Source organism: Bradyrhizobium sp. (assembly GCF_035570375.1).
In the GTDB taxonomy this organism is placed as follows: domain Bacteria; phylum Pseudomonadota; class Alphaproteobacteria; order Rhizobiales; family Xanthobacteraceae; genus Bradyrhizobium.
This window is the reverse complement of sequence record NZ_DATMLW010000274.1, coordinates 1-25,959: the sequence shown is the minus strand read 5'-3', so window position 1 is coordinate 25,959 and position 25,959 is coordinate 1. Positions and strand designations below refer to the sequence as shown.

24 protein-coding genes are annotated in these 25,959 nt (G+C 60.5%); 9 read left to right on the top strand and 15 right to left on the bottom strand.

Annotated elements, in window-relative coordinates; translation table 11 throughout:
* The coding region (locus tag VNX23_RS30415) for an ABC transporter substrate-binding protein (RefSeq protein WP_325635490.1) at positions 1 to 831 on the bottom strand (831 nt) is incomplete at its 3' end.
* 477 nt (positions 832 to 1,308) lie between these two features.
* Here VNX23_RS30415 and VNX23_RS30410 point away from each other — a divergent pair.
* Positions 1,309 to 1,671 (top strand): VOC family protein, encoded by a 363-nt coding sequence (locus VNX23_RS30410; RefSeq protein WP_325635488.1) that lies wholly within the window; start codon positions 1,309 to 1,311, stop codon positions 1,669 to 1,671.
* Between the two features lie 22 nt (positions 1,672 to 1,693).
* Here the strand turns inward: VNX23_RS30410 and VNX23_RS30405 are convergent, their stop codons facing one another.
* The 3 genes from VNX23_RS30405 to VNX23_RS30395 all read right to left on the bottom strand — a co-directional run bounded on the left by VNX23_RS30405 (position 1,694) and on the right by VNX23_RS30395 (position 5,407).
* Complete coding sequence (locus tag VNX23_RS30405; protein ID WP_325635486.1) at positions 1,694 to 2,977, bottom strand: cystathionine gamma-synthase family protein; 1,284 nt, start codon at positions 2,975 to 2,977, stop codon at positions 1,694 to 1,696.
* Positions 2,978 to 3,270: 293 nt separating this feature from the next.
* Complete coding sequence (locus VNX23_RS30400; RefSeq protein WP_325635484.1) at positions 3,271 to 4,035, bottom strand: HD domain-containing protein; 765 nt, start codon at positions 4,033 to 4,035, stop codon at positions 3,271 to 3,273.
* A gap of 253 nt (positions 4,036 to 4,288) precedes the next feature.
* A complete protein-coding gene (locus VNX23_RS30395) occupies positions 4,289 to 5,407 on the bottom strand; it encodes an FUSC family protein (RefSeq protein ID WP_325635482.1) in 1,119 nt (372 codons plus the stop codon).
* 653 nt (positions 5,408 to 6,060) lie between these two features.
* Between VNX23_RS30395 and VNX23_RS30390 the strand changes: the two genes are divergently transcribed.
* Together VNX23_RS30390 and VNX23_RS30385 are read left to right on the top strand one after the other, a co-directional pair.
* A complete protein-coding gene (locus tag VNX23_RS30390; RefSeq protein WP_325635492.1) occupies positions 6,061 to 7,089 on the top strand; it encodes a SphA family protein in 1,029 nt (342 codons plus the stop codon).
* 175 nt (positions 7,090 to 7,264) lie between these two features.
* Positions 7,265 to 7,960, top strand: a complete 696-nt coding sequence (locus VNX23_RS30385) for an urease accessory protein (protein WP_325635480.1) — start codon at positions 7,265 to 7,267, stop codon at positions 7,958 to 7,960.
* 328 nt (positions 7,961 to 8,288) lie between these two features.
* On the opposite strand, the gene VNX23_RS30380 is transcribed toward VNX23_RS30385, so the two are convergent.
* The 5 genes from VNX23_RS30380 to VNX23_RS30360 form a co-directional block, all read right to left on the bottom strand.
* Entirely contained in the window at positions 8,289 to 9,458 is a 1,170-nt protein-coding gene (locus tag VNX23_RS30380; protein ID WP_325635478.1) for a DUF3734 domain-containing protein, read from the bottom strand.
* Between the two features lie 478 nt (positions 9,459 to 9,936).
* Positions 9,937 to 10,113, bottom strand: a complete 177-nt coding sequence (locus tag VNX23_RS30375; protein WP_325635476.1) for a hypothetical protein — start codon at positions 10,111 to 10,113, stop codon at positions 9,937 to 9,939.
* A 72-nt stretch (positions 10,114 to 10,185) separates the two neighbouring features.
* A complete protein-coding gene (locus VNX23_RS30370; RefSeq protein ID WP_325635474.1) occupies positions 10,186 to 12,129 on the bottom strand; it encodes an ABC transporter ATP-binding protein/permease in 1,944 nt (647 codons plus the stop codon).
* A gap of 50 nt (positions 12,130 to 12,179) precedes the next feature.
* A complete protein-coding gene (locus VNX23_RS30365) occupies positions 12,180 to 12,632 on the bottom strand; it encodes a hypothetical protein (RefSeq protein WP_325635472.1) in 453 nt (150 codons plus the stop codon).
* A gap of 243 nt (positions 12,633 to 12,875) precedes the next feature.
* The gene (locus VNX23_RS30360) at positions 12,876 to 13,466 is read right to left on the bottom strand and encodes a phasin family protein (protein WP_325635470.1); all 591 of its coding nucleotides are present in this window, start codon (positions 13,464 to 13,466) and stop codon (positions 12,876 to 12,878) included.
* A 199-nt stretch (positions 13,467 to 13,665) separates the two neighbouring features.
* Between VNX23_RS30360 and VNX23_RS30355 the strand changes: the two genes are divergently transcribed.
* Positions 13,666 to 14,637 (top strand): alpha/beta hydrolase, encoded by a 972-nt coding sequence (locus VNX23_RS30355; RefSeq protein ID WP_325635468.1) that lies wholly within the window; start codon positions 13,666 to 13,668, stop codon positions 14,635 to 14,637.
* 120 nt (positions 14,638 to 14,757) lie between these two features.
* Positions 14,758 to 15,696, top strand: a complete 939-nt coding sequence (locus VNX23_RS30350) for a metallophosphoesterase (protein ID WP_325635466.1) — start codon at positions 14,758 to 14,760, stop codon at positions 15,694 to 15,696.
* 5 nt (positions 15,697 to 15,701) lie between these two features.
* Here VNX23_RS30350 and modA read toward each other — a convergent pair whose 3' ends face one another.
* Entirely contained in the window at positions 15,702 to 16,493 is a 792-nt protein-coding gene (gene modA / locus VNX23_RS30345; RefSeq protein WP_325635464.1) for a molybdate ABC transporter substrate-binding protein, read from the bottom strand.
* Positions 16,494 to 16,767: 274 nt separating this feature from the next.
* Between modA and VNX23_RS30340 the strand changes: the two genes are divergently transcribed.
* Positions 16,768 to 18,099: an adenylate/guanylate cyclase domain-containing protein gene (locus tag VNX23_RS30340; RefSeq protein WP_325635462.1), complete on the top strand. Its 1,332-nt coding sequence runs from the start codon at positions 16,768 to 16,770 to the stop codon at positions 18,097 to 18,099.
* A 19-nt stretch (positions 18,100 to 18,118) separates the two neighbouring features.
* Here the strand turns inward: VNX23_RS30340 and VNX23_RS30335 are convergent, their stop codons facing one another.
* Entirely contained in the window at positions 18,119 to 18,607 is a 489-nt protein-coding gene (locus VNX23_RS30335; RefSeq protein WP_325635460.1) for a CDP-archaeol synthase, read from the bottom strand.
* Between the two features lie 98 nt (positions 18,608 to 18,705).
* On the opposite strand from VNX23_RS30335, the gene VNX23_RS30330 reads away from it, so the two are divergent.
* Complete coding sequence (locus VNX23_RS30330; protein ID WP_325635458.1) at positions 18,706 to 19,116, top strand: RidA family protein; 411 nt, start codon at positions 18,706 to 18,708, stop codon at positions 19,114 to 19,116.
* Positions 19,117 to 19,161: 45 nt separating this feature from the next.
* On the opposite strand, the gene VNX23_RS30325 is transcribed toward VNX23_RS30330, so the two are convergent.
* The 4 genes from VNX23_RS30325 to VNX23_RS30310 all read right to left on the bottom strand — a co-directional run bounded on the left by VNX23_RS30325 (position 19,162) and on the right by VNX23_RS30310 (position 23,028).
* Positions 19,162 to 20,100 (bottom strand): ABC transporter substrate-binding protein, encoded by a 939-nt coding sequence (locus VNX23_RS30325; RefSeq protein WP_325635456.1) that lies wholly within the window; start codon positions 20,098 to 20,100, stop codon positions 19,162 to 19,164.
* Between the two features lie 311 nt (positions 20,101 to 20,411).
* Positions 20,412 to 21,656 (bottom strand): MFS transporter, encoded by a 1,245-nt coding sequence (locus tag VNX23_RS30320; protein ID WP_325635454.1) that lies wholly within the window; start codon positions 21,654 to 21,656, stop codon positions 20,412 to 20,414.
* Positions 21,657 to 22,274: 618 nt separating this feature from the next.
* Positions 22,275 to 22,400, bottom strand: coding sequence for a hypothetical protein (locus tag VNX23_RS30315; RefSeq protein ID WP_325635452.1), 126 nt, complete (start codon positions 22,398 to 22,400; stop codon positions 22,275 to 22,277).
* 244 nt (positions 22,401 to 22,644) lie between these two features.
* The gene (locus tag VNX23_RS30310; protein ID WP_325635450.1) at positions 22,645 to 23,028 is read right to left on the bottom strand and encodes a DUF1330 domain-containing protein; all 384 of its coding nucleotides are present in this window, start codon (positions 23,026 to 23,028) and stop codon (positions 22,645 to 22,647) included.
* A gap of 361 nt (positions 23,029 to 23,389) precedes the next feature.
* Between VNX23_RS30310 and VNX23_RS30305 the strand changes: the two genes are divergently transcribed.
* Together VNX23_RS30305 and VNX23_RS30300 are read left to right on the top strand one after the other, a co-directional pair.
* The gene (locus tag VNX23_RS30305; RefSeq protein ID WP_325635448.1) at positions 23,390 to 24,511 is read left to right on the top strand and encodes a DUF2336 domain-containing protein; all 1,122 of its coding nucleotides are present in this window, start codon (positions 23,390 to 23,392) and stop codon (positions 24,509 to 24,511) included.
* Positions 24,512 to 25,774: 1,263 nt separating this feature from the next.
* Positions 25,775 to 25,959, top strand: a 185-nt coding sequence (locus VNX23_RS30300) for a GCG_CRPN prefix-to-repeats domain-containing protein (protein ID WP_414643112.1), incomplete at its 3' end; no start/stop codon positions are given.

Genomic DNA, 25,959 nt, shown 5'->3' with positions numbered 1-25,959 from the left:
CGCATCGTCGCGGCGTTTTGTGAACCCCTTATCCACCATACGCTGCGCAACAAGGGCCGGTTCGCTCACACACAAATCCGTCGCCCGAAGCATGGCGCGAACCACACGTTTGGTAGCCACGGGATTTTTCCGGACGAATTCGCGATTTCCCGCCAGCATGCAGCAAAAGTACTGTGACCACGGACGGTCCAGGGCGCTATTGACGATGACGTGACCGATGTTCTGCGCACGCAAACGCTGTGGTTCTGGAGGAAATCCGAGGAAAGCGTCGATCTTCCCCTCGGCAAACAGCTCGATCGGTTTGACCTTCTCGCTCGTCACCCACTCGATATCCTTGGCGGGATTGAGTCCAACGAGCGTCGCCATCGCGCTGAGGAAGATGTGCGTGCTGCTCCCATATCCCTGTATGCCGGCCATTCGACCCTTCAGATCGGCGACGCTGCGTATGCCCTCCTTGGCGAACAGCTCGAAACAGCCGACATGAATCCCGGCCAGAAGGGTAATGTTCGATCCCCGATCGATCTCAAGAAGAAGAGGGCCGGAGAATTGCAAGGTGAGGTCGACATCGCCTTTTGCGATTGCTCTGGTTCCTTCAACGCCTGGGTCAGATTCGACGTAAACGACGTTTGTGAACCCTTCGGCATTGAGCAGGTCGCTGACCACATACTGCGGGGCGATGCAGATGCTCGGAATCTTCGCAAGGCGGATCGTAGTGGTTTCTGGCGGCGGATTGGACTCCTCAGCCCCGAGCCGAGCCGCGGCGCTCCAAAACAGAGCGGTCGAAGCGGCGCATGCTCCAGCCAATAGCAGGTCGCGGCGGTTCGCATGCATCGAAACCTCCCCGAGATCATTTGAGACAGGGGCGCTTCTGCGGGAACGTCGGGCGCCGTTTGCGTTGACCTCAATGCCCGCCGGCACGAAGATACCACGGCAGCAGAATATCGAATACGACACGGCCGCGGCGTTTCGACACATTTTTTGACCGCTTCGTGTCATTTTCGACCGAATTAACGCGGATTTTGCGATTGTCCGATTATTCCCGAAAGCGGACATCGGGACCGCCGGCATTCAAGAGTACACGCCCCAGTGTCCCGATTCCGAAGTTCGCGTCATTTTGTGGCGACCTCTTTTGCAAACTTCGGGACACTGGCAATTCACCGATTCTGGTGTGGCTTTGGGTTGGGAAGTCCGCATGGTTGACTCGCGGCAGTAGTGATGCGGACTTCTGGACCGCCACACCAGACCGTCGCCAACCGGCTTGCCTGCGCTCTATGATCGGCACGTCCGATCGACAGGGAGGTTGGCATCATGATCGAGGGGATCAGCGCCATCACACTGGGTACCCACGCCATGGCGAGCGCCGTCGCCTTCTACCGCTCGCTCGGATTCGATATCCTGTATGGCGGCGAATCCGCTTCCTTTACCAGCTTTCGCGCCGGCGCCGGCTATCTCAACCTGATCGCCCAGCCGGACGACAAGCATTGGTCCTGGTGGGGGCGTGTCATCTTCTATGTCGACGATGTCGATGCGCTTTATCACCGGGCGATTGCCGCAGGCTGGCAGCCCTCGACCGTGCCGCGCGATGCCGAATGGGGTGAGCGCTACTTCCATCTCACCGACCTCGATGGCCATGAACTCAGTTTTGCGCGGCCGCTGCGCTCTGCCGGCTAGAGACGCGCGCGAAGCATCGCATTTATGCCTCGTTCAAGGCCTGCGCGATGTCCGCGATCAGATCGGAGGGGTGTTCGATGCCGACCGACAAGCGGATCGTGGAGTCGAGAACGCCTATTTTTTTGCGGATTTCAGCCGAAACGCCGGAGTGGGTCATGCTTGAGGGCAGGCTGGCGAGCGACTCCGTGCCACCCAGGCTGACCGCAAGCTTGAAGATCTGCAGCGCGTTCAGGAATCTGAATGCGGCGGACTGGCCGCCTGCAATGTCGAACGAGAAAGTGGAGCCCGCGCCCGTGCATTGTCTTGCGAACAAGCGGCCGGCGATCGAATCCGCATCGTGGTGAGCAAGGTAATGGACCTTCTCCACCTTGGGATGGTCGCGCAAGAAATCCGCCACGAGGTGCGCATTCCCGTCGGCCTTTTCCATGCGCATGCCCAAGGTTTCGAGCGAACGACTGATCATCCAGCAGGAATGAGGGTCCAGTTGCGTGCCAATGGCGCCGCGCAACGCCTTGATGTCTTTCATGAGGGCTTTTGCGCCGAGCGCTGCGCCCGCGATCAGGTCGGAATGGCCGCCGACATATTTGGTCAGCGAGTACAGTGAAAGATCCGCGCCCTGTTCGATCGGCCGCTGAAACACCGGCCCGAGCAACGTATTGTCGCAGGCCACCAGCGGAACGTGCCCCTGCAGCTTTCCGATCATTCCGGCGATGCGGCGCATCATCGCGATATCGACCAGCCCGTTGGTGGGATTTGCCGGCGTTTCGATGAAAATCATCACGACCCGGCCTTTGCGCATGGCGTCCTCCGCCGCCAGGCTGACGGCGGCTTCGTCGAGGCCGTCGGCAAAGCCGACTGCGCCGATGGAGAGGCCGGCAAGCGTCTTTGCGAACAGGGTTTCGGTGCCGCCATAAAGCGGTTGGGAGTGCAGAATGACGTCGCCAGGGCGAGCGAAGGCGAGGATCGTGGTCGTAATCGCCGCCATGCCGGAGGAGAACAGCGCGCAATTCTCGGTGCGCTCGTAGACGGAGAGCCTGTCCTCGACGATCTCGCTGTTGGGGTGATTGAATCGCGAATAGACCAGGCCCGCGCCCATCCCCTCGGGAGGCTCACGCCGACCCGAGACGAAATCAAAGAAATCCTGTCCGTCTTCAGCGGTTCTGAACACGAATGTCGAGGTCAGAAAAACCGGTGGTTTGACGGCTCCTTCCGAAAGCTGCGGATCATAGCCGTAGTTCAACATCAGCGTTTCAGGATGCAGCATGTGGTTGCCGATGTGGGTCTTTGACGGAAAGGGTTTGACCATGGCCTGCCTCGCTGTCTGGTTTCGCAAACGTCGACGCGTTTGCGGGAATTCCGCAAAAACATGATGCGATTAAGTGGAATCGCATCATGATCTCAACTTTTGTTTGAGCATGATCTTTTCGGAAAACCGGTTTCCACTTTTCCGGATCATGCTCTAATGACGATTAGGTCAGCGGCGACAGATGCAGCGGCATCCAGCGGATTCACTTGCCTTTATTATCGCCACTGATTTGATCGCGTCCCGCGCGGATTTCGGAAGCCGCGCGGGCCGGATTTACCTGTACTTGCAAAAAACTACAGGAACCGTGTCGGCCACAGCATCGTGCGCCACATATGCGCCGACGGGCTCGAGTCGAGGCCGAGCCCTTCCTTCGGCTGCTTGAAATTGCGGCCGATGATGTCGGTGAATTCGTCAAGGTCGACCCTGGCATCGGGGTCGAATGAATAGAGATCGTGCAGCGTGATCAGGCGTGCCGTCATGTAGTGCTTGTGATCACGGGCGCGCCTGTACTCATCGACGATATAGGGTTCGGGGGTGTAATCGGGACCGAACCATTTGGTGTAGGCTTCCGGATATTGATAGCCGACCGATTCGTCCGGAAAGAAGCGCAGCGCCTGATGGGTGCGCACCGCCCAGCTTATTTCCTCGTCCACATAGGGCTCGATCATCTGCGCGCCCCAGTAACCGTGGTCGCACCTGATGAAACCCGCTACCGCGACGTCGTGCAGGAGACAAGCCATGATGACCTTTTCGCTGTGACCCGCCTTTTTGGCGAGCGCTGCGCTCTGCAGCAAATGCGAGGTCGAGGCGAAGCGGCATTTGAAATAGTCGATCAGCGCGGGCTTCTCAGGCATTTTGGGAAGACGCGGGTCCTCCTTCATGACCAGGTATTTGCCGGGATTGCGCGCCAGCAGGGCTGCCGTTTCGTCGCTCATCTTGCCGTCGGCCAGGTTGAACAGCGCGGACTTGACAACGATGCGCTCGAGTTCGTGCATCATGTGCTCTTCGAGCGCATCGGCGCGTTCGGATAATGTCATTGCTGGCACGTGATCATTCATCTCGACCTCCTCGCGCGTCGCGGCGATCGGCCAACATGCCACGGCATTTCCGGCCACGGCCGAATCGAAGCTGCGTCGCAATGAATTCATTCTATCAGAAATGCTCCGACAGGCTGGCAGGTTTCAAACGAATTTGCGTTTGCGCCCCGCATTTTTTTGCGCCCTCCGGTTCCACTGCGCAAATGCGTTTCGCGATTGTCGGCGGCTGGAGGGTTCCCACCTTTGCGTCAACGCGGCGGCTCCGGCTGCCGTATCACGCTCCGCTCGCGCGTGCCCATTCGCCGACCACGCGATGCACCTCGAAAAGATGCTCCCGCAGCTGCTCGAGCGCGAACCCGAGCGCAAAGAACCGCTCCGCCGCTTCGATTTTCATCTCCCGCGTCAGCCCCTCGCGCCGAACCGCGCCGAACTCATCGATGTATTGCCGGAACGCGATCTCGATGGCATCGAGAGCCGGCGGGGGCGTTTGGGTGCGCAACGCGGCGCCGCTGGCGCGGAGGAAATCGCGTCCCGCGGTCTCGACATTCCTGAGCGGCTCCGCCAGCCGCGCCGCGACCTCCTCGGGCAACTCGCATCCGACCGCGCGGCCCAGCATCACGATGTCATGGCGCAACCGCAACAGCGTGCGCAAAAGTGGTCCGGTGTCGGGACCGGAGGTGAGGCGCGCATGGCGCTCATGCTCGGCCTCGATTCCAATCGTGTTCAACCGCAACAACGCAGCGGCAATCCCGTCTTGAATTCGCCGACGATCCGCCTGGTCGAGCTCGCGGGTGTGGTCCTCCAGAAACTTCGAGAGTGCATCCGCCATCAGGTCCAGCATATCGGCGGCGGCCTGGATGGTGATCGCATGCGCGCGGGAAGGAAACAGCAGAAAGGAGACGATGAAGCCGACAGCGCCGCCGACGGTCACCTCCAGCACGCGGTCGAGCGCAGATGCGGCGGGGCTGACATGTTGCATGCCGGGGACCAGCAGCACGATGATCGCGGTCACCGGCAGCACGTTGAAATTGGGGCGGAACGAGGCGATGAAGGCGAGCGGCGCGACCGCAAGCGCAAGCACGGCGAGCAGGGCCCATTCGCTGTCGTGCGGAATCAAAATCGCAAGCGCGCCGCCATAGGCGACGCCTCCGAACGTTCCGATCAGATAATCGCTCGCCACCTTCACCGAACGGCCCAGACTCATCTGGGTCACGATCAGCGAGGTCAGAACCGCCCAGAGCGGCAGATGCAGGTGCAGGGCTTGCGCCACCGCCAACGCCAACACCGCCGCGACCGTGACCCGCAGCGCCAGGATCAGCTGAAAGCGGTAGCGGTGGACGCGTTCGCGGATCTGCGTCACCAGTCGGGCAATGCGGTTTTCTTTGTGCGACATGCGGCTGGCGTCGCCAGGCAAGGGTGAGATGCCGATTTAAGCCAGCTTCCGCGCGAAGACAATCTCAGGATGCCGCTCGCCCCGTGTGGCATGACGCGCGAATGGGCGACCGACTTGCGACGGGCCGGTCGGCCCGCACCCTGGCCGCTTCGCCCATCAAGGCGGCCTTGTTGCGCGTCCACATCTGCCCACGATCCCTGTGCTGGTGGTGCGGACAAGGTGTCCCGAAGCGGATCGCGCATGGTCCGGGTCGGGAAAGTCGGGAAAGGGGAAGCTCGTCTTTCGGTATGCTTCTACCAATCGGATTGGTTCGGATGCGACGCAGTCACGGAGATTGCGATGCTCCGCATCCAGGAGGGCGTGCACCAAGTTCAAATCGTGCGCTGCATCGACCCCGCCCTGTGTGCTCTTCCGGTGACATTGATTCAGATTCTGAGGCGCGATCAAGGTTTGCCATAATCGTGGTTGGCACCGGTTGCTAGGCTAGTTGACGACAATCATTGTGCGACTCGCCCACGGATGCAAATGGCGGAGTCGAAGGAGGTACAGTGAAGGCAACGATCAAGCCGGTTGCAGTACGCGCCGACTCTGACGCCAGCTCCATCGCCGCAGCGGTGGGTTCGCTGTTTCGGTCCACTCTTGTCGTCGGCTCGATTGCGGTTGGATCCGTTGCGGCCCTACCGGAGATCGCCCGAGCCGACGAAGGCGGCGTCAGCTTCTGGATACCTGGATTTTTCGGCAGCCTCGCAGCTGTGCCGGGGCAGCCGGGCTGGTCGGTAACCGAAATCTATTACCATGACTCGGTTTCCGCCAGCGGCAACGTGGCGCTCGCAAAGGCGATCGAGATAGGCCAAATACCCGGCAGTCTCAACGGGACGGTGAACGCCAATGTCAATGCCAACGTCAATTTGGGCTTCGTCGCGGCGACCTATGTCTTTGCAACGCCGGTGCTGGGCGGTCAGGCATCTGCAAGCCTGTTGGCAGCCTACGGTAATAATTCCTCATCGCTGGCGGGATCGTTCGCGGGAACTGTGACGGGACCGGCCGGTAACTCATTTCCCCTTTTACTCTCCAACAATATCAACAGCTCGCTGACGGCTTTCGGCGACCTGGTCCCCCAGTTTGCGCTGAAGTGGAATTCGGGTGTCAACAATTACATGACCTATGTCACCGCGGATCTTCCCGCCGGCGCCTACCAGTCGACCCGTCTTGCGAATTTGGGAATCGGGCACTGGGCGGTCGACGCCGGCGGCGGCTACACCTACTTCGACCCCAAGACCGGGCACGAATTTTCCGCAGTGCTCGGATTCACATACAACTTCGTCAATCCCGCGACCCAGTATCAGAACGGCGTCGACATGCACCTCGATTGGGGCGCATCGCAATTCCTGACCAAGCAGTGGCAGGTCGGCCTCGTCGGTTACGTCTACCAGGAAGTCGGCTGCGACAGTGGGTCCGGCGATCGCGTCGGCTGCTTCCAGTCACGGGTGCTCGGCGTCGGGCCGCAGGTTGGCTACATCTTTCCGATCGGCGACAAATTGCAGGGATATCTCAATCTGAAAGGCTACGGCGAATTCGACGCGGCAAATCGGCCCTCGGGCTGGAACGTCTGGTTGACATTCAACCTTTCGCCCGCGGCGGCAACGCCGCCGACATCCTCAAGGCCGATGTTCACGAAGTAGGATAGCCCGCCTTCCGAGAGAGCACTGACTCCAGCCTCTGTCGCTCGCATCCTGATTTTGATCTTGCCAAGGCGGCGGCTTATGCCGCAAAGATCAACCCCGGCGATTGGCTGCGGATCAAGATCAACAAGGTCCACGACGCCGCCTTCACAGCAGACCGAGGCGAGGGAACAGGATGCTGGGAATCTTGGGTCTGGGCTTTCTGCTCGGGATGCAGCACGCGCTCGAGGCCGATCACATCGCAGCCGTATCCAGCATCGCCGCCCGGCGCACTGAGATCTCCGACATCGTCAAACATGGCCTGACCTGGGGGTTTGGTCACACGCTGACGCTGTTCGTGTTTGCCGGCGCCGCCATCCTGCTCGGTCATGCGATTCCCGAACAGATGTCGCGGCCTCTGGAGACAGCCGTCGGTTTCATGCTGGTTGGCTTGGGCACGCATGTGCTGTGGCGCCTGTGGCGTGAAGGAGTGCATTTCCATGCCCATCGTCACGATGACGGTGTCTTGCATTTCCATGCCCATGGGCATGCCAACGAGACGGTTCCGCACGCAAACAGTCCACACCGGCACGAGCATGGCTTCCGATGGCGCTCTCTTCTTGTCGGATTGATGCACGGCATGGCCGGCTCCGCCGCGCTTTTGCTCCTTGCGGTGTCGCAGGTCTCCAATCCCCTCTCAGGCATGCTTTATGTATTGCTGTTCGGGATCGGCTCGATGCTCGGGATGGGAGCGCTGTCGTCAATCATCGCGGTGCCGCTGGCCATATCTGCGCGCGGGCTGACCAGGGCCAATCGCGGCGTGCAGTTCTGTGTCGGCGTGATCACAATCGCCATTGGCGCCATGACGGTACACACGACGCTGCTGGCGTGAGAATGCAAGCGAGCCCCACCTGGCTTGCCGCACCGGTGATGATCGCGATCTTGTCTTGCAGCCGGGGCATTTCATTCATCCTCTTGCAGGGCGGCGGACCGATCGGATAGGACGGCCCTGCCCAGAGGCATGGCAAATGCCGTATTCCTCACGTCTTCGCCTTTCATGGGCTAGTGCGCCGATTCCGAAGTTCGCAAATATTCGCGGCGACCTCTGATGCGAACTTCGGAATCAAAGGAGAAGTTAATGGTTGCTAGTGCGGTTTTTGAATTTGAAGTTTCTATGTCAAGGTTGCAGCAGTCCTGATAGGAACTTCAAATTCACCGCACTAGCCCTTTTCGGAATGCGGCGTTTGCAGCAGGCTTTGGGAGTGTTCGACTGGATTGTGCCTCAGCACATCGAAGGTGCGCGCGCCGACCTCGGGCGGCATGGGCGCGAGCCAGGGCGAGGCGAGAAGCGTCGTTTGTGCATCAGACAATCCCTGCGCCCAACGCGAGCGCATGGTGGCGCGACTGAATTCGTAGTCCTTCGAGTAGCCCTGGGTATCGGCGGGCCTGTAAATCAGCTGCACGATGTCCATCGTGGTTACGCATCCGAAATTATACAGGAACTTCGCCTCCGGCGTGGCCCGAAGGTTCTCGGGCAGTTGATCCCAGAGATTATTGATGTTGTGGCGGACGTCATGCATCAAGCGAAGCGTGTCGGTAGCCGCACGGGTTCTGCTGGAATAGCGGATGTCTTTTTCGCGCTCGTTGACTTCCTCAAGATTGGTAGGCCGTTGCCCGCTGGCGTGAAACAGGTCGACCTGGAACGTCAACCGGCTGCGGCGCGGGATGTACTCGATCACGTATTGCAACGGGGTGTTGGAGACCAGCCCGCCATCCCAGTAGAACTCGCCATCGATCTCCACAGCGGGGAAGCCGGGCGGCAAGGCACCGCTGGCCATGACATGCTCCGGCCGAATGGTGATATGGGCGTTGTCGAAATAGGCGAAATTGCCGGTACGCACATTGACGGCGCCGACGCTGAAACGGATTTCGCCTGAGTTGATGCGGTCGAAGTCAACCAGCTGTTCCAGCGTCTGCTTCAGCGCGGCCGTATCGTAATAGCTGGTCGATGCCGCGCCGAGCACCCAGTGCAGCGGCGGATGCGGCGAGAAGAATCCGGGCTGCCCGAACATCAGCGCATTGAGCGAACTGGCGCGGCGATGATCGCCTACGGCGCTCGAGAGGATCGGCCATAACGACGATGGCGCGGTGATCCCCTCCCAGAAATCCTTCAGACGCTCTACCCGGTTTTCCGGTGCGTTGCCGGCGATGATCGCGGCATTGATCGCGCCGATCGAAATCCCCGCTACCCAGTCAGGCAGATATTCCGACGTCGAGAGCGCCTCGTAGACGCCGGCCTGGTAACTGCCGAGCGCGCCGCCGCCTTGCAGCACGAGCGCAACCTTTTTGTCGTAGGACGCCGGACGCGCGGGCACCTGCTGTTCAGCCATGTTCTTTCCCCGATCAGGATTTTTTGGAGTTTACAGCCTTGCATGCCCCGTGTGCGCGATATCTCGCCTAAGGATCGCGGCCGGCCGTCACGTTCATCACTCGCATTTCCGATACCAAGGCCTCCTCGACGTGACTGGTGCGAAGGTATTTGCGCCCCGTCGAGGAGATCGATCAAATCGTCGGTTTATTCCGAAAGATGGGAAAATTTTGCGTCGCCTCGAGGCCCCGCCGCCGGTGTGCGCGAACGGTGCAGTAACGCTTTTTTGCCTTGGCTGCTCTAGAGAGCAAGCGGCTGAAGATCCACCCCCTGCTGAGCGGCGAGAAGCACTAGTGGAGTGGATTTGACATTCGCTACCCACCTGGCCGCAAGCTCGTTAAGCGAACTCCACCAGAATCCTGTTTTTGCCAGTGGTCCTTTGATTCTAACATTCGCAAAAGTTCCTGCTGCAATGGGAAGCGAATGTCGGAATCGGGCCACTAGCGCTTTTGCGCCTGCTTCTTGCGGCTTTTGATCCGGTCGAGGTTGTTCTTTTGCTCGGACTCGGGCTTGGTGATTTCGACGGTTTTTCCCGATTGGTTGCCCGGGTTGAAATGGTACTTGCCAGGCGGCTTTTCGCCCGGCTGCTTCTGGTTGGGGTTCTTGTTGTTACCCATCGAACGCTCCCTTGGATCTGCGACGATAACGGTGTCGCGGGGGAGGTGGTTCCTTAGCGCCCTGCCAAAGCTTCAGGACGCGCGGCGCTGGCGCAGCAAATGCCCCAGCAGCCGGCGTTTGCCCTTGCGCGGTATGAGGTCGACGTCGCGCACGAGCTTCGCGCCACCCTTGCGCCGCTCCAGCACGATCTTGCGGCTGTGAAACGCCTCCAGTTCCGCGCGATGCGCGACGCTGACGATGGTCGCATTCGGCAGTTCGCGCGTGGCGATCTCCATCATCTTGTCCTGGCTCTTTTCATCGAGCGCGGACGTGGCTTCATCGAGCACGACGATGTCGGGGTTGTGCAAAATTAGCCGCGCGAAGGCCAGGCGCTGCTTTTCGCCGCCGGAAAGCGTCTGGTCCCACGGGCCTTCCTCTTCGATCTTTTCCTTCAGGTGATTAAGGCCGACCTTGTCCAGGGCGTGAGCGATCTCTTCGACCGTCCAGCTATCGGCCGAACCGGGGTAGGCGACGGCGCGGCGCAGGCTGCCCGAAGGCACGTAAGAATTTTGCGGCAGCATGAAGAGACGTCGATCCGTATGCAATGTCACGCTACCGCCGCCCCAGGGCCACAGGCCAGCGATGGCGCGCACCAGCGTGCTCTTGCCGGTGCCGGATTCGCCTGCGACCAGAAGGCGTTCGCCCGGCTCGATCACGACTTCGGTTTCCGACAGCACCGCCGTTCCGTCGTCGAGCGTGACCGATAGATCGTTGAGCTCGAGCATGGCATCGCCGCCGCTTTCGCCTCGCTTGATCCGGCCGACGCCATCGCCCTGTTCGGCGCGCTCCAGGGCGTCCAGCGACATCATGAGCGAAGCGATGCGCCGGGCACAGGCGTTCCAATCCGCCAGACCCGGATAGTGGTCGACCAGCCAGCCGAAGGCACCTTGCACGATCGTAAACGCGGATGCTGCCTGCATCACTTCGCCAAGCGTCATATGGCCTTCGAGGAATTTCGGCGCGCAGAGCAGGATCGGCACGACCGGGGCGACCAGGCTCGAGCCCTGCGACACCAATGTCGTGCGCATATGTTGGCCTGCGAGGCGCGCCCACTGCCGCAGTACTCCTCCAAGCGTCTTGTCGATGCCGTCGCGCTCCTCTTCTTCTCCGCCAAGCAGCGCAATGCTTTCACCGTTTTCGCGTACGCGGGTCAGCGTGTAGCGAAACTCGGCCTCGGCCTGGTTCTTGTCCTCGGATATCTGGACGAAGCTTCGCCCGATCGCCATGATCGAACCGGATGCGATCGCAGCGTAGAGGACGGCCGCGATCACGAGGAAACCCGGTATTGTGATCGAACTGCCGGCGAGCGAGAGCGTGAGCGCGCCGCCGATGGTCCAGAGCACGACGATGAACGTCGCGGCCGACAGCAACGCCGAGGTCACGCCAGCCAGGAAATCCACCGGTGAATCGGTCGCAACCCGCAAATCCTCCGCGATCCGGTACTCCGGGTTCGTGTGGTCGCCGCTGACGAGGTTGAGCTGATAGTATCTGCCGTTGGCGAGCCAGCGCGTCAGCACCGCATGGGTGAGCCAGCCGCGCCAGCGGCGCTGGATCGTCATCCGCACGAACACCTGCGCCACCCCAAGGGCAACGCTGCCGATCGCAAGCGGGAAAAAGATCCCGGAGAGATGGAAGACGGCTCTCGCATCGTGCTTTTCGATGGCATCGAAGATCGCGCGATTCCAGACATTGATCCCGTACTGGAAGCCGACGGTCGCGACGATCAGCGCGGCGAGGCCGACCGAGAGCGGCCATGCCAGGTGGTAGCCGTTCTTGCCCCAAAATCCTTTCGCGCTGAGCCAGAAACGCGTCAGCAGATATTCCCTGCGTGCCGCCTCGGCTTCGTCCGGCGAAAGACCCGGCTCCGGCTCGGGCAGCTGCGGCGGCGGCTCCGCCTCGCCACCTGCCTCGTTTTCGATCTTGGTGACGGGCGGTTTGACCGAAGGTGAAATGCGCCTGCCGACCGACTGGTTCATCGATCGACAACGTAAGTCAATTCAGTTGGTTCCCACGGGGAACCAGGCGGCTATTTCGTGGGCGAGGATTTGTTTGATCCGCCTGCAGCGATCGGTTCGAGCAGCGCGTGCATCTCGATCTGCAATCGGCCGATCTCCCTCAGGGCCTCTCGACGTTGCTTTCCAGGGGGCAGGCCACGGACCGCCGCGACCAGTTGCGCAGCGATTTCCTTCAGGTCTGGCGCAGGCGCGAATTGGCGGGGCGAGCGTCCCGACAACCAACTCACGGCGCGCCGCTGCGACTTGCCGTTGAAGCCGAGCTTGATGAGATCGCCCGGACGAGCGCCATCGAATTTCAGACCGGGCGGAAGGCGCCGGCCGGACAGTTCGGCGCGATGGGTGGAGGGAAACAGATGCTTGACCGCCGCAACGGCCTCCCTGTGCGAAACCGAATAGGCGGCCCAGAACGATTTGGTTCCGTCCGGAGCGGTGACTTCAACGACGGGAATCGACAGCCGGGGCATTGCCGACAGATGCCAGCAGATCGTTCGCGCGGCTATGCCACTTCGGTCCCATGCGTCAATAGGACACGGGAATTCGTCCGGGTGCGTGTCCGGTCATTGCAGTGGTGGTTTTTTTCTCTCCCTGTATCCGCAGGATCTGATACATCCTCTTTCTTCGGCCACTTCTTATTCGGGCGCAGCAGCCTTTTCATGCAGAAGAGGGCGGCCGATGATCCCAGCCGCCCTCTCACCGGAAAGCCGGGACTAGGCTGCTCGCCGATGCATTTTCTGTGTCATGTTCCTTGCGGTGTCGTTGGTCACCTTGAGCGACATGTCGGCGATTCGCTGGCCGCTCTCCATCGCGCTTTCGACCGATTCCCGCATGAAATCGCTCTGCAGGGCCGCAACATCCTGCGGTGTCCGGCATTGCCACAACTCGTTCATGCGTTCCATGCTGTTTTCGATCTGATGCCGGACGAAGGCGAAATATTCCTGCGACATTCCCTTCATCCCCTTGGCCAACGCGGTCGAGGACTGGAGGATGGTTGCCGCATTGCGGGCAGCCCGTTCGGTTGATTGCTGCACTTCATTTCCCGAAAGGCCGAACGCGCGGCTGACGTGGTCCGTGGAGCGGCCCATCATCGCTGTCGCCATGTCCAGACCGAAGCGCAAGGTGGATTGCAAGGTCTCGGCATTTTGCTGAAACAGATCGGCGCCGGCCCGCGCCACCTCCTGACCGGCCTCAACCGCCGTATCCCCGATGCGCCTGGTCTGATCGGCCGTCTTTTCGCTCGTTTGCCGAACTGCGTCTGGGGCGGCTTCGTTGGACTTATCTTCGTGGCGTGGGTTTGCCATTTTGTGGCCTCCGCTTGTACCGGTTGTGGTGATGAGAGTTCGGATTCCAGTGCGGACGATCTAGCTGAGCGCAGGTGCAATCCATCAGGTCAAACGCGTCCCCCGCAAAACCGTTCCGGTATGGAGCTGATCAGGTTTGCTGTCACGGGAACCGTGGCGCGAGTGTATGATTTTGAACCTGTGACGAGAGGCCACGACGATGGAAACCCTGTTCGCGATCATCGTCATCTTTCTGATTGTCTTGTTTGCCGCCAATCTTGGACTCGCGCGATTGGCGGAGATGAGGAACCCGCCGATCGGCAAGTTCCTCGAATGCGACGGTGTCCGACTCCATTTCATCGATCGTGGCGATCCCGGCGCCTTCATCGATCGTGGCGATCCCGGCGCGCCATGCGTGGTGCTGTTCCATGGCAACGGCGGGATGATCCAGGATTTCACGATCAGCGGGCTGGTCGATGTTCTGGCGAGGCGCAACCGGGTCTTGTGCTTCGACCGGCCGGGTTTCGGCTATAGCGAGCGGCCGCGTCTGCGGATCTGGACGGCAACGGCGCAAGGTGCGCTGTTTGCGAATGCGCTCGATCAACTCGGGGTACACAATCCCGTGCCGCTGGGTCATTCGTGGGGCACGCTGGTCGCGCTTGCGCTCGCCCTACGCAACGATCGCAGAATTGCCGGTCTTGTGCTTGCGTCGGGTTACTACTTTGCGACCCCGCGATGGGATGTCTGGATCGCCTCGAGCCCGGCGATCCCGATCCTGGGCGATATTTTTCGTTACACGATCGCGCCGATCATATCATGGCCGATCATTCCCGGAATGCTACGCAAGCTGTTTGCGCCACGAGCGGTGCCTGAGGAATTTACGGAGAATTTTCCGGTTTCGCTGGCGGTTCGGCCCGAACAATTGCGCGCAACCGCAGAGGAAAGCGCCCTCCTTTTTCCAGCGGCCACAGGCTTCCAAAGCCGCTATTCGAACCTCCGCTGTCCGGTCCACATCTTCCATGGTACGCAGGACAAGGTGATCGAAGCGGAACAGGCGCGGCGTCTGGAACGGGCGTTGCCTCATTCTCTCCTGCATCTGGTGCAGGGCGCCGGCCACATGGTGACTTATGCCGATACCAAGGCCATCGCGCAGGCCGTTGCCGAGTTGAACGCCGGTTCCGAACAGCAATAGCGCGCGGGGTGGCCCTGCAGACTCGGCGTCCGCGCACGGTTTGCAGCGAGGTCCTTCAGGAATTTTCAGGGTTGCCCTGGTGTGATAGTGATACTCTCGCCTTTTCAGGGGTATCCATCGGTGGACAAGGACATCCTGCTTGAACTGGAGAAGCGTCTCGGACCACTTCATGCCAGGCAACGCTTGGGGATCGAACGGGACCACGAAGCGCAGGTTTTTGGCCAGGGACTGATCTTCTTCAATCTCGAGAACGCTTGGCTGGCGCCCTCGATCATCGAAGGCGCGCTCAAACTGTCAGGGCTTTATTGGCGCGCGCGCCGCAATGCGCAGCGAGTTACCGTCAGGCAACAGGAACTTAAATTTTCCACGCTGCCAAAATCGTTCGACGGCTACACCATCCTCCACATCAGCGACATGCATGTGGAGATGAGCGAAGCCGCGATGGCGCACCTGATCAAGATCGTCCACGGCATGAGTTACGATCTCTGCGTGCTCACCGGCGACTATCGGGCCAAGACCTATGGCCCGTTCAATGCGGCGTTGCAGGGCGTGGAACAGGTAAGAGCCTATCTGAGGCCGCCGATCTTCGGGGTGCTCGGCAACCACGATACGGTCCAGATGGTACCGGCGCTGGAGGCCATGGGCATACGCATGCTCATCAACGAATGCGAAGCGCTGGCGAGCGGCGGCGAGCGCATCCATCTTGCCGGAATCGACGACGCGCATTTCTACCGGGTCGACAACATCGAAAAGGCCACCTCGCAAATTCCGTCAGACGAGTTCTCGATCCTGTTATCGCATACGCCGGAAATCTATCGCCAGGCCGCGCATGCCAATTTCAATCTGATGCTGTGCGGCCATACGCATGGCGGCCAGCTCTGTCTTCCCGGTTCGATCCCGATCAAGCTTGAAGCCGTCCTGCCGCGACGCATGGGCGCGGGCGTCTGGGAGTATGGCGGCATGATTGGCTACACCTCGCGAGGCGCAGGATCGAGCGTCGTTCCCGTGCGTCTGAACTGTCCGCCCGAAATCACCCTGCATTGCCTTCGGCGCGGCTGAGCCGCCTAGGCAGGATCCATGCCCTTGGATTTGAGCACGGCAGTGCCGGTCGGGCCGGTCAGGAGCTCGATCAGCGATTTGGCTGCCGCCGGGTCCTTGCTCGCGGCCCCGATGCCGACCGCAAAGACGATTGTACTGTTCAAATCGCCGGGCAGGGGACCGACCACCTGAGCCCCCGGGACCGCAGCAATTTCCGATGCCTGTGCCACGCCCATTTCGACCTCGCCCTTGGCGACGAGCTCGCCAGCCTGGGCGCCGGGTACCAAAACGGTCTTGGACTTCATCTGATCCGCGATGCCGAGACGATCGATGACTTTGGCGAAATAGACGCCACTGGCGCCGCCCTTCGCCGGATCGGCATAGGAGATCGATTTGGTGGCGAGAAGCGCGGCTTTCAGCTTTTCGGCCGTGCTGATATCTGGCTTGGGCGCGCCGGCACGTATCCCGATGGCGACATAAGAGCTCGCCACGTTGGCGATGCTGCCCTGGGCAACCTGGCCCTTGGTCTGGAGATCCTCGAGCGCAGGGCGCGACAGGATCATGACGTCAGCGGTTTCGCCCGCCTCGATCCGCTTCCTCAACTCCGCGATCGTGCTGTAGACGATCGTCAGCTTGTTGCCGCTGCTGCTCTCATACTTCGGTGTGAGCTCCTCAAGCGTAGGAGTGAGCGCGACCGTGCTCATGACCTTGAGCTCGACGGCACGCGCGGCGGGTGTTGCAGGTCCGAGAGCCAAAAGAAATGAACATCCGACCGCTGCTGCCAGCGCAGCCCGTCGCGAGAGAAATCCTCCTGCCATGGTTTTCCTGCCTCCCGGTTGGCTTGATCCCGAGCATAACCGAAGCTCGGTCAGAGTAACAGGCTTGACGCGCGCCCTGGCATTTCAATCGGGCTCCTCGCGACAAAACGCGAAACGCGTTTGCGTGGAGATGATGCGACCTCTCAACCACATGGGGTCCGAGATCTGGTTTATGCATCAGGAAAGGCGTGTTGACGCATTGTCGTCCCGCCATGGCCTTGCGCAATGTGCTCACTATGGGCGAGAATGACGCCCCATTTGCAGGTGCCGGCCGATGGTCCCTACGACTCGCTACGCCAAAAGCGGCGATGTTCACATCGCCTACCAGGTCGTTGGTGAAGGGCCCGTTGACCTGGTGCTCATTCATGGCTGGATTTCTCATCTCGAGTATCAGTGGGAAAATCCCGCGCTCGCCCGGTTTCTCCACCGTCTTGCCTCTTTCAGCCGCCTGATCGTCTTCGACAAGCGCGGTACCGGGCTGTCGGATCGCGTTGCCGAGAGCGCGTTGCCCACCCTCGAACAGCGGATGGACGATATCCGTGCGGTTATGGACGCGGTGGGTTCAAATCGCGCAGCCATGTTCGGCCTTTCTGAAGGCGGGCCTCTTTCCACGTTATTTGCAGCCACCTATCCCGCTCGAACCGCCGCGCTGGTCATGTACGGGGGATACGCCAAGTGGATTCGTGCCGACGATTATCCGTGGGCTCCCACACAGGAGGAGCACGAAGCGGCGTTCGAGGCCTTCGAAAAACATTGGGGGACGCCGATCGGCCTCAGCACGCTGGCGCCGAGTCTCGCCAACGACGAGGGGGCGCGTCAATGGTTTGCGCATTCGCTTCGCGTGTCGGCGAGCCCTGCCGCCGGCGTGACGCTTTACCGGATGAATGTCGAGGTCGACACCCGCGCCATCCTCCCGACCATCAGGGTGCCCACTTTGGTTCTGCACCGGCAGGGCGATCGACTGATACCCTGCCAGGCTGGTCGCTACATGGCCGAGCGGATCCCGACCGCGAAGTTCGTTGAGCTTCCTGGCGATGACCATCTTGCCTGGATCGGCAATGCCGATGCGCTGCTGGCGGAGGTCCAGGAATTCGTGACGGGGGAACGTCCCATCATCGAGGCAGACCGTGTTCTCGCAACCGTCTTGTTCGTCGACATCGTCCAATCGACCCAGCGTGCAACGGCAATCGGAGACTCGCGCTGGCGCGACCTGGTCGACGATTATCAGCGGCAGGTCGGCAAGGAAGTCGCGCGTCTCGGCGGCCGGGTAGTGAACACCGCGGGCGACGGAGTCTTTGCGATCTTTGAGGGCCCGGCACGCGCGATCAAGTGTGCCTGCGCGATCAGGGACGTGGTTGGCACGCTGGGATTGGTGATCCGCTGCGGTATCCACACGGGCGAATGCGTAGTCGAAGGCAACGACGTGGCCGGAATCGCTGTTCACATTGGTGCCCGCGTGGCCGCGCGGGCCAATCCGGGGGAGATTCTTCTTTCCAGCACCGTCAAGGATCTGATCGCCGGCTCGAAAGTCGAATGCTCGGATCGAGGCTCTCATGTCCTCAAGGGCGTTTCGGGAAGGTGGCGGCTTTTCGCCGTCAAATCGTGAGCCCCGCCAGTGTTGCGAATTAATACGGCCGGTCGCGCAGACGTAGCCAATAGAGAAAGCGCGACAGGACCAGCTCGCCGACAAAGAAGATCGCGACCCCAAGCACGATGTCGGTGGCCGTCAATGAAAGGGCGTTGGCGCAGGCGAGCATCGGCAATAGCGATTCGGGAATCTGGTCGAGACCGAGAGCCTGGCTGCTCGGAGGAAAATTCAGCCGGCGTTTTGCGAAACTGGAAATCAGGTCGCCTGCCATCGCCGCCGCGGCCACCGTCGCGCCGACGCTCGGGTCAAGACCCAGCAGCGGCGCCGCCGCCGTCGTCACGACAATCGAAACCAGAATGCCGCGAATGGTCTTGGAGGGGCCGAAGAGTGGCCATCCATCGGGCAGCTTTGTGCCGCCATCGAGCGGGTATGAAAATCGCGGGCCAAGTATTTTCTTCGCGACGATCGGCGTGCCATTGGCGAGCGTCAACAGCACCAGAAGCGTCACGACCGGCAGGAAATGCATGACCGGAAGCCTATTCTCACCTTGCCATCGCCGTAATATGTTCGTTGATCCATACAAACCTGTTCGAAAGAACGTGGCAAGCCACGGAGAGGAAAGCCATGCCGGCAGAAATCAACATTTACAATCCGGAGCAGCTCGGCGCGCCGATGGGGCAGTACAGCCATGTCACGCGGGTGAAGGCGAACGAGTTTCTGTTCGTCGCCGGCATGCTGTCGGGCGATGCCAAAGGCAATATCATCGGCGAGGGCGATTTCGACGCCCAGACGGCACAGGTATTTCGCAACATCGAGGCGGCGCTGAAATCGGCGGGCGCCTCCTTTGCGAACGTCGTTCAGTTCACGACCTATCTCGTCCATTCCCAGGACATTGCGAAATTCATGGCCTTCCGCCTGCGTGAATTTCCAAAAATGTTCCCGAACGGCAAGTACCCACCGAACACGCTGCTGATGGTCGACCGGCTGGTGAAAGAGTCTTTTCTGGTCGAGGTGCAGACGATCGCGGCGATATAATCGCCAGCCGCGGCGGGCGCCCTGCTCGAAGATCAATGACGCATCTCAACCTGCGTCCGCGGCGTAGCTCAGATCGCAGTATCTCTCCGGATCGTTCAAACTTCTGGATGGAAGACCATATCGGCTGCGCAATTGAAGGACGCAGGCAAGTCCTGCGCGGTCGATATCGCAATGGCGGAAAAAGCCTCTCGCCGGATCAAGCAGCTCCGCGTAGCTTGCCTGCGCGATTTCGCCCGTCATCTGCGGAAGTGCCCGGCGCAGGATTTCGATCGCCTCCGCCCGGTTCACGGGCTCGTACAGCCAGGCGATCGAGCGGCGGTAGGCTTTGATGAAGCCGAGAACTTTCGGACGGTTTTGCCGCGCCCAACTGCGGCGCACCGCCGCGACATTGCCCTGATAGGGCCCGATCACGTCGGTGGCTTTCGCCAATTCGGTGAAGCCGGCATTTTTCGCGATGATGTTATAGGGAGCGGATAACAGCGTGGCCGCGTGCTGGCCCCCGGCAAGGGCGTTCCAGCGCTGGACCATGCCGCCGGCGCGGACGATACCGTAATCGCCTTTCGCCTTGTCGAGTCCGTTCCGACGCATGATCTCGTAAAGCACAAAGGCGTAACCGGTGGTCATCGCGTCGACGGAGAGAGTTTTGCCGGCAAGTCCCTCGATGGCTGTGATCGAAGGCGAGGTGACAAGGCTGAGGAAACCGCTGTCGCTTCCCATCACCGCCATGAAATCGGATTGCGGCCCGATCGCCGCCTCGCCCTGTCCCTCGACATAGGCGACGATATTGTCGACGGCAGTCATCGCGATATCGAATTTGCCTTGCGAAAGATCCGTCATTTGGGTGACGGAATTGGGCGTGCCTTGCATCTCGATGGTGATGCCGTGTTCGGCGAAGAAGCCCTTGTCCCGACCGACATATAGCCCCCAGTTGAAGCCGCCGGGGAACACGTTGACGGTGACGACAGGCAAATCTTGATGCGGCATCGCTTGCTTCTATTGAGGTGGCGTGGGTGTTAAGCCGAGCGATTTTGGCTAAGACGCTTCGTCAACATACTTCGTTCACCTCTCCCCGGTGGGGAGAGGTCGGCTGCGCGGCAGCCGGGTGAGGGGGTAGCCACGACAGACAGACCGTAACCTCTCACCCTGACCCTCTTCCCCACCCTAACCCTCTCCCACCGCAAGCCGGGCTTGCCCGACTTGCGCAGCTTTACGAAGCCCAACTCGGGTAAACCCGAGTTGGGCGGAGAGGGAACAGACCTTCATCGTTGTTATGGTTCGAATGATTTCACCATGCTTTAGTCGGATCGCTTGGCCATCCGCTCCGGCTTCAGCAGCAGCGAAATCGCGGCTCCGATGAGGCAAAGCAGAACGAGCTGGATATTGCCTGCAACCGTCCAGTCCGAAACACCGACGATTGCGCCGATGAGATAGCCCGCGATCGTCGCCGAGCCATAAACGCTCGTGACGAACAGCCCGGAGGCGCGGCCCGAAAGGTCGGCGGAGACCGATTTCACGTGACAGGCGGCAAGATTGACGAAGATGGTGCCGCTGAAAATGGCGCCAAGCGCGAGAGAAAAGCCGGCCTGGGTCGCAAAGCCGGCCGGACCGTTGAACAGCATCGCCGCGATCGCGCTCGCGAGCAAAAAACTGGTGCCGAGAACGAGGCGCGGCGAGAAGCGGTCGCCGAGCCATCCCGAAATGACCGACACCAGGACGCCAAGCCCGTAGATGCTCATCACGCGCCCCGCTTCCGCCGGCGCATAGTGAAGCTGCTCGCGCAGGAAGGTCGGATACATGCCGAGATAGCCGTAGAGCGCGAGCCCGAAGATGATGCTCAGGATGGCCAGCACGATGGTGTTGAGATTTTTCAGTGTCGCAACGCCGCCGGCGGAAATCCGCTGGTCCGGCTGCCTGACGGTATTGGTCTCGCTCAGGCCTGGACGCACCACGGCCGCGATCAGCACCATCATCAGAAACCCGAGGAGGCCATAGATGATCATGGGGGCGCGCCAGGTGCCGTAGTCGACCAGAAGCCTGCCTCCGAGCCAGGGTCCGATAAAGGCGCCTCCGGCATAGGCGTAATTGAGGATGCCGACGCCTGCAGCGCGGTAGCGCGAGAAGTAGCTGGAGAATACTGCAAGCAGCGCGGTGAGCTGCATCGCCTCGCCGACACCCGTGATCGCGCGATAGAACAGCATGTCGGTGAATGCGGTGGCGACCACGGTGATGATCGTCGTCGCCGAATAGATGAAAATGCCGACCTGGATCACCGTCTTTCGGGTAAATCTCGACATCAGGTAGCCGGTCGGAATTCCGGCAAGCGTCATCCCGATGGTGAAAACGGTCGACATCAGCCCGGCCTGGGGCAGCGTGAAGCCGAATTCCTTCCGCACATCCGCGAGTATCAGCGGGAACAGCGTGCGGTCCATCGCATTCACGCAATAGGAGAGAATCAGGATGGCGATGGCGGCAACCGCGATCGCGTTGTCGGTGATGCGCGAGGTGTCTTCGACGCTCGACAGCGCTGAAGCTTTTTCCATGGTCTTGACCCCCGTATTCCGCCCGACAGTGTCCGTCAGGTTCCCACCCTGCAATGCAGATCGGATGGTTTCCACCTACGCGATTGCCGAGTTGGCTGTCAAATTGTTGCGGTGGGCCTTGTGAGCAGCGGACGTTGCGGACCGCCTGCGAGATGGCAGGCTTGCTCGCGACAAGAAAGCGATGACCCAACAGGCACGACACCGCCGACGGCAAGCTCAAGCCCGCGCCCATGCCGGCTTGGGCCGTCGCGCCATCTCGCCTCATGCGGTCACGAGCTTCGAATGATCGCGAGTTCTACTGGTCGCTGGAGAGCATGATCCGGAAAAGTGGAAACCGGTTTTCCCTTAGCTAACAAACGCGGAACGCGTTTGCGCGGAGATCATGCTCAAACAAAGAGATGAGATCATGATGCATTCTACTTGATCGCATCATGATCTAGAGATCGGGGTCGTCGAAGTGGACGAACCGTTTGTAGATCCAACGTCGTCCATCGTGACGGCGCCAGACCTTGCCGCACACGAGCTTTCCCGTGATCGTTCGGCGCGGAACCAACACCGTCCACAGGTGCCAGACATTCGCCCAGGCCGGCTTTGGCCTTGCGCCCCACCAATCCCCAATCAGGCTTTCGCGTGTTTGCATTGCAATTTTTCAAAACCATGAATATCCGTCAGGCCGAGCACAAACCCCGGACCGCCAGCCAACCGGCTGAGACCGACAAAAAATTTCTCGGCACGCGCAGACATATCCGGTCCGTGCGAACACACAATTCGAATCGCCGGTTAAGCTTGATGTTCGCGCAAGACGTTAAATCGGGAACGCCCACTTGAAGAGAATGACGGACCTCGCTTCATTCCGGATGAGCGAGGTCGCCTCGCTTGAGGAGAGCGATTTTAACCGGAATTCACCCATTGCGTGACGAGGCCGCCCGAAGAGACGGCCTCGCTGCTGTTATGGGGTCGCGCAGCCGCGCGCGCGGCCGGCAACAGCTTACTTTTCGGTTTCCACGACGTATCTGCGAACGACCTTGGTTGCCTTGGCGCGCTGGGGTGCGAGGTCGGTCCAGGCTTTCGATTTGTAGAACGCCACCGCGTCATCGGCGCTGTCCCATTCGACAATGCCCACACTCTTGGGAGCGGGCGCGCCCTCTATTTGCACAACCCGCCCGGTTGCCGTGCGCAAGGCCCGGCCATGGGCCGCCTCCAGCGCCTTGCGGGCAAGAGGCAGGTAAGTGGCTTGCGCCGAAGCATCGAGGGTTTCGAACTCGCTTACGGAGTAGGCCTTTAGTTTGGCTCCCTGGGCATGGAGGCCCTGAAGCGCGAGAGCACCGATTGCAACGCCTGCGAGCAATGTCATGACAAAACGAACTTTCATGAATGCCTCCCGGTTACATGCCGACAATCCGGCGGCCGATAGTACCGCTGTTTCAGGTCCTGCGCTGGGCAATCTGGGGGGCGCCTTGGTTTCGCGGGTGTGAAAATCGCGGCGAGGCGCCGAGCAAGTGGCGGCGCGAGCCGCTCCTTGATGTCCGCCCCCCGCTTTCTACAAGCCTGGCTGCGATGCGACCTTTGCGTGTATGAGGTAAGACCGTCATGCAATGGCTGTGGAGACCGCGGGCTTAATGAATCGTAAGGGGCAGGGGTAAAATTCGAGCGATCTCACAACCCTGTCTTTAAAATTTCTTCCTTAATGCTTGAAGCAGACATTTTCAGTGGCGGTGTCGTGGGGATCCTCGATGACGGAAGCCAGAAGTTTATTGCAGGAGTTGAACGAAGCCATTCTCCGGGGTTCGCCGGAGAGCCGCGCCCGAGCGCTCTGGCACGCCACCGACCTGTTGATAGAAGGCCGTTACACCGAAGATCAGATCTGGATATTCGGGGAGGTGATCGGACGCCTTGCGGAGGAAATCGAGCACGCCGCCCGCGCCAAGCTCTCCAGGCGGCTGGCTCACTCCAACAATGCGCCTTCCAGGGTGGTCATGAACCTTGCGTTCGATGATTCGATCGACGTGGCGGGCCCGGTGTTGCAGCACTCGCGGCGGCTCGATTCCAAGGCGCTGGTCGACAACATCAGGACCAAAAGCCAACCGCACCTTCTGGCGATCTCGAAGCGAAACTCCATTCCTGTCGAAGTGACGGACGAGCTCGTGACGCGGGGCAACCGCGAAGTCGTACAATCGGTCGCGTCGAACAACGGCGCATCTTTCTCGGATTTCGGCTTCCTGCAAATGATCAAGCGGTCGGAGACCGATTCCATTCTCGCCGAGCATATCGGGCTGCGGAAGGAAATTCCGCGGCACATGTTCCAGCAGCTGATCGCCAAGGCATCCGACGACGTCAAGCGCAAGCTGGGGCGGGAGCGCCCGGACATGGCCGACGAGATTCACGCGCTCGTCACCGATGTCACCGGCAAACTGCACTCCAAGTTCGGTCCTGCAACCAAGACCTATTTCGACGCCAAGCGCCAGGTCACCGGCTTGCATCAGCGCGGTCGATTGAACGAGAAGACCATTCTGGAATATGCGCTCGCGCACAGGATCGAGGAAGTCACGGTCGGGCTGTCACTGCTCTGCGCGTTGCCCGTCGATGTGGTGGAACGAACGCTGGTTCACAACAACACCGAGATGATCCTGATCCTGGCGAAAGCCCTCGACTTCGACTGGGGAACTGCAATGGCGCTCTTGTTCCTCGGCGCAGAGAACCATCGCATCGGTTCGGGCGACCTCGAGGATCTGAAGCGGGAGTTCGGAAGGCTCAAGACCGAGACGTCGCGAGGGGTTTTGAAGGCTTACCAGTCGCGCAAGAGTGCGCAGGCGGCGGAAATGGACCAACGGCGTCTGCCCCAGCTTTACGCTTGACCTGTGATGCGCGGGGTCCCACCCGACTTACCCGTCATATGCGGGCTTGACCCCGCGTATCCATCGCTCTGACAAAAGGCCTCTTCACGAAGTTGATGGTTGCGGGTCAAGGCCCGGCGCCTTCGGCGCCCGGATTGATGAAACTTGCGGCAAAAATGCAACATCTGGTTGTCCTCATGCGCCAGACGCCATTGTAGCCCGTACACAAGGCGCGCGCCGCCAATCGGTCCCACGACAGAAGTGGAGGCATTCCGGGGCGATGCTCACTATAGAACCCCGAAGATCCATCACTGCCATCGCGAGTACGGATTCCCTGATGTGCAATTGCACATCAAAATTCGCTCGTTTCACTCGCGCCCCGGAATGACGACCCTCTTGACACCATTTCGCGCCCTGTCGGTGATTTGCCCGTCGTGCCAATTGGTCGCAGCCGCAAGTGCTTGCTGCTTGACCCCGAAACACCTCACGGTTTGCAACGTCCCGCCTCACAGAGGGGCGTTTCGCGATCGTCACGAACGTAGAGCGCGGGATGCGGTGGACGCGGGCTGCGCAACTGACGAAGGTGCGGATCGCGGACGGCGAAGTCGTGTGGTCTTGATGCCTCGACGCTGGCATCAAGTTGGCGAGAATGCTTACGCATCGCGTCGACGACGGTGACAAGAAAGCCCGATCACCGGAGAGAGCACGAAGGAAACCGTTAAAACCATTCGCGCGGGGGAAGCCGGATTTGCCGGCTCGAACCTGTGGTGACTTTGCTCGTGTGCTTTTTTGTTTTTGCGCACGAGGCTGCGGGTGCGCAATCGGCATCCGGCTTTCCCTGCGCCCTCTGCTCTTTGAGGGACGAGGACAATCGCAAAGCTCGGGCGAAGTTCGTCGCGAGAACGTGGGATCGTGTCTCGATGAGCAAAATGCCTTCACTGAACCGCCACCGCGACAGAAATGTGCCCCTGATTCGTCGCGGACCCTCGTCCGCGCCCCGCAAGGGAAGCAAGCGGAGTTCGCGAGTTGACTGATTCAACCGAAAATCATTCTGCCTTGAAGCCACGGCCCCGTGACGGTATTGACTTATTGCTGACGTGTTGCTCCCCGCGCGCGATCATGAGCGCTGTGCCGGTCAGTTTTTGGCCTTGTCGGCCAACGGGATTGCGGCCGAAAAGTCGATTGTGGGGAAAACACCGGGCATTTATACTTCTCGGACCAAATCGGGGGCGCGCGCATCATTTCAGGCGGCGCAACGGGATTGATTCAGGGGGAATTCGATCAATGTCAAAGATGACTGCGATACTGGCCGGCTGCGTGGCGGCCTCGGTGATTTCCTTTGGCGCGCAGGCATTTTCGCCGGCGCCGATGCCGATCCGGGCGGCGGTTCCCGACGTCACGCCGGTTGCGGATTATTGCGGACCCGGCTTTCACAGCGTGCCTTATGGCGGCTGCGAACCCAACCCCGC

Bases quoted from the DNA above. Each gene is read 5' to 3' on its own strand.
- VNX23_RS30410 (WP_325635488.1), top strand. From the start codon at position 1,309: ATGATCGAGGGGATCAGCGCCATCACACTGGGTACCCACGCCATGGCG.
- VNX23_RS30405 (WP_325635486.1), bottom strand. From the start codon at position 2,977: ATGGTCAAACCCTTTCCGTCAAAGACCCACATCGGCAACCACATGCTG.
- VNX23_RS30400 (WP_325635484.1), bottom strand. From the start codon at position 4,035: ATGAATGATCACGTGCCAGCAATGACATTATCCGAACGCGCCGATGCG.
- VNX23_RS30395 (WP_325635482.1), bottom strand. From the start codon at position 5,407: ATGTCGCACAAAGAAAACCGCATTGCCCGACTGGTGACGCAGATCCGC.
- VNX23_RS30385 (WP_325635480.1), top strand. From the start codon at position 7,265: ATGCTGGGAATCTTGGGTCTGGGCTTTCTGCTCGGGATGCAGCACGCG.
- VNX23_RS30380 (WP_325635478.1), bottom strand. From the start codon at position 9,458: ATGGCTGAACAGCAGGTGCCCGCGCGTCCGGCGTCCTACGACAAAAAG.
- VNX23_RS30375 (WP_325635476.1), bottom strand. From the start codon at position 10,113: ATGGGTAACAACAAGAACCCCAACCAGAAGCAGCCGGGCGAAAAGCCG.
- VNX23_RS30370 (WP_325635474.1), bottom strand. From the start codon at position 12,129: ATGAACCAGTCGGTCGGCAGGCGCATTTCACCTTCGGTCAAACCGCCC.
- VNX23_RS30365 (WP_325635472.1), bottom strand. From the start codon at position 12,632: ATGCCCCGGCTGTCGATTCCCGTCGTTGAAGTCACCGCTCCGGACGGA.
- VNX23_RS30360 (WP_325635470.1), bottom strand. From the start codon at position 13,466: ATGGCAAACCCACGCCACGAAGATAAGTCCAACGAAGCCGCCCCAGAC.
- VNX23_RS30355 (WP_325635468.1), top strand. From the start codon at position 13,666: ATGGAAACCCTGTTCGCGATCATCGTCATCTTTCTGATTGTCTTGTTT.
- modA (WP_325635464.1), bottom strand. From the start codon at position 16,493: ATGGCAGGAGGATTTCTCTCGCGACGGGCTGCGCTGGCAGCAGCGGTC.
- VNX23_RS30340 (WP_325635462.1), top strand. From the start codon at position 16,768: ATGGTCCCTACGACTCGCTACGCCAAAAGCGGCGATGTTCACATCGCC.
- VNX23_RS30335 (WP_325635460.1), bottom strand. From the start codon at position 18,607: ATGCATTTCCTGCCGGTCGTGACGCTTCTGGTGCTGTTGACGCTCGCC.
- VNX23_RS30330 (WP_325635458.1), top strand. From the start codon at position 18,706: ATGCCGGCAGAAATCAACATTTACAATCCGGAGCAGCTCGGCGCGCCG.
- VNX23_RS30325 (WP_325635456.1), bottom strand. From the start codon at position 20,100: ATGCCGCATCAAGATTTGCCTGTCGTCACCGTCAACGTGTTCCCCGGC.
- VNX23_RS30320 (WP_325635454.1), bottom strand. From the start codon at position 21,656: ATGGAAAAAGCTTCAGCGCTGTCGAGCGTCGAAGACACCTCGCGCATC.
- VNX23_RS30315 (WP_325635452.1), bottom strand. From the start codon at position 22,400: ATGTCTGCGCGTGCCGAGAAATTTTTTGTCGGTCTCAGCCGGTTGGCT.
- VNX23_RS30310 (WP_325635450.1), bottom strand. From the start codon at position 23,028: ATGAAAGTTCGTTTTGTCATGACATTGCTCGCAGGCGTTGCAATCGGT.
- VNX23_RS30305 (WP_325635448.1), top strand. From the start codon at position 23,390: ATGACGGAAGCCAGAAGTTTATTGCAGGAGTTGAACGAAGCCATTCTC.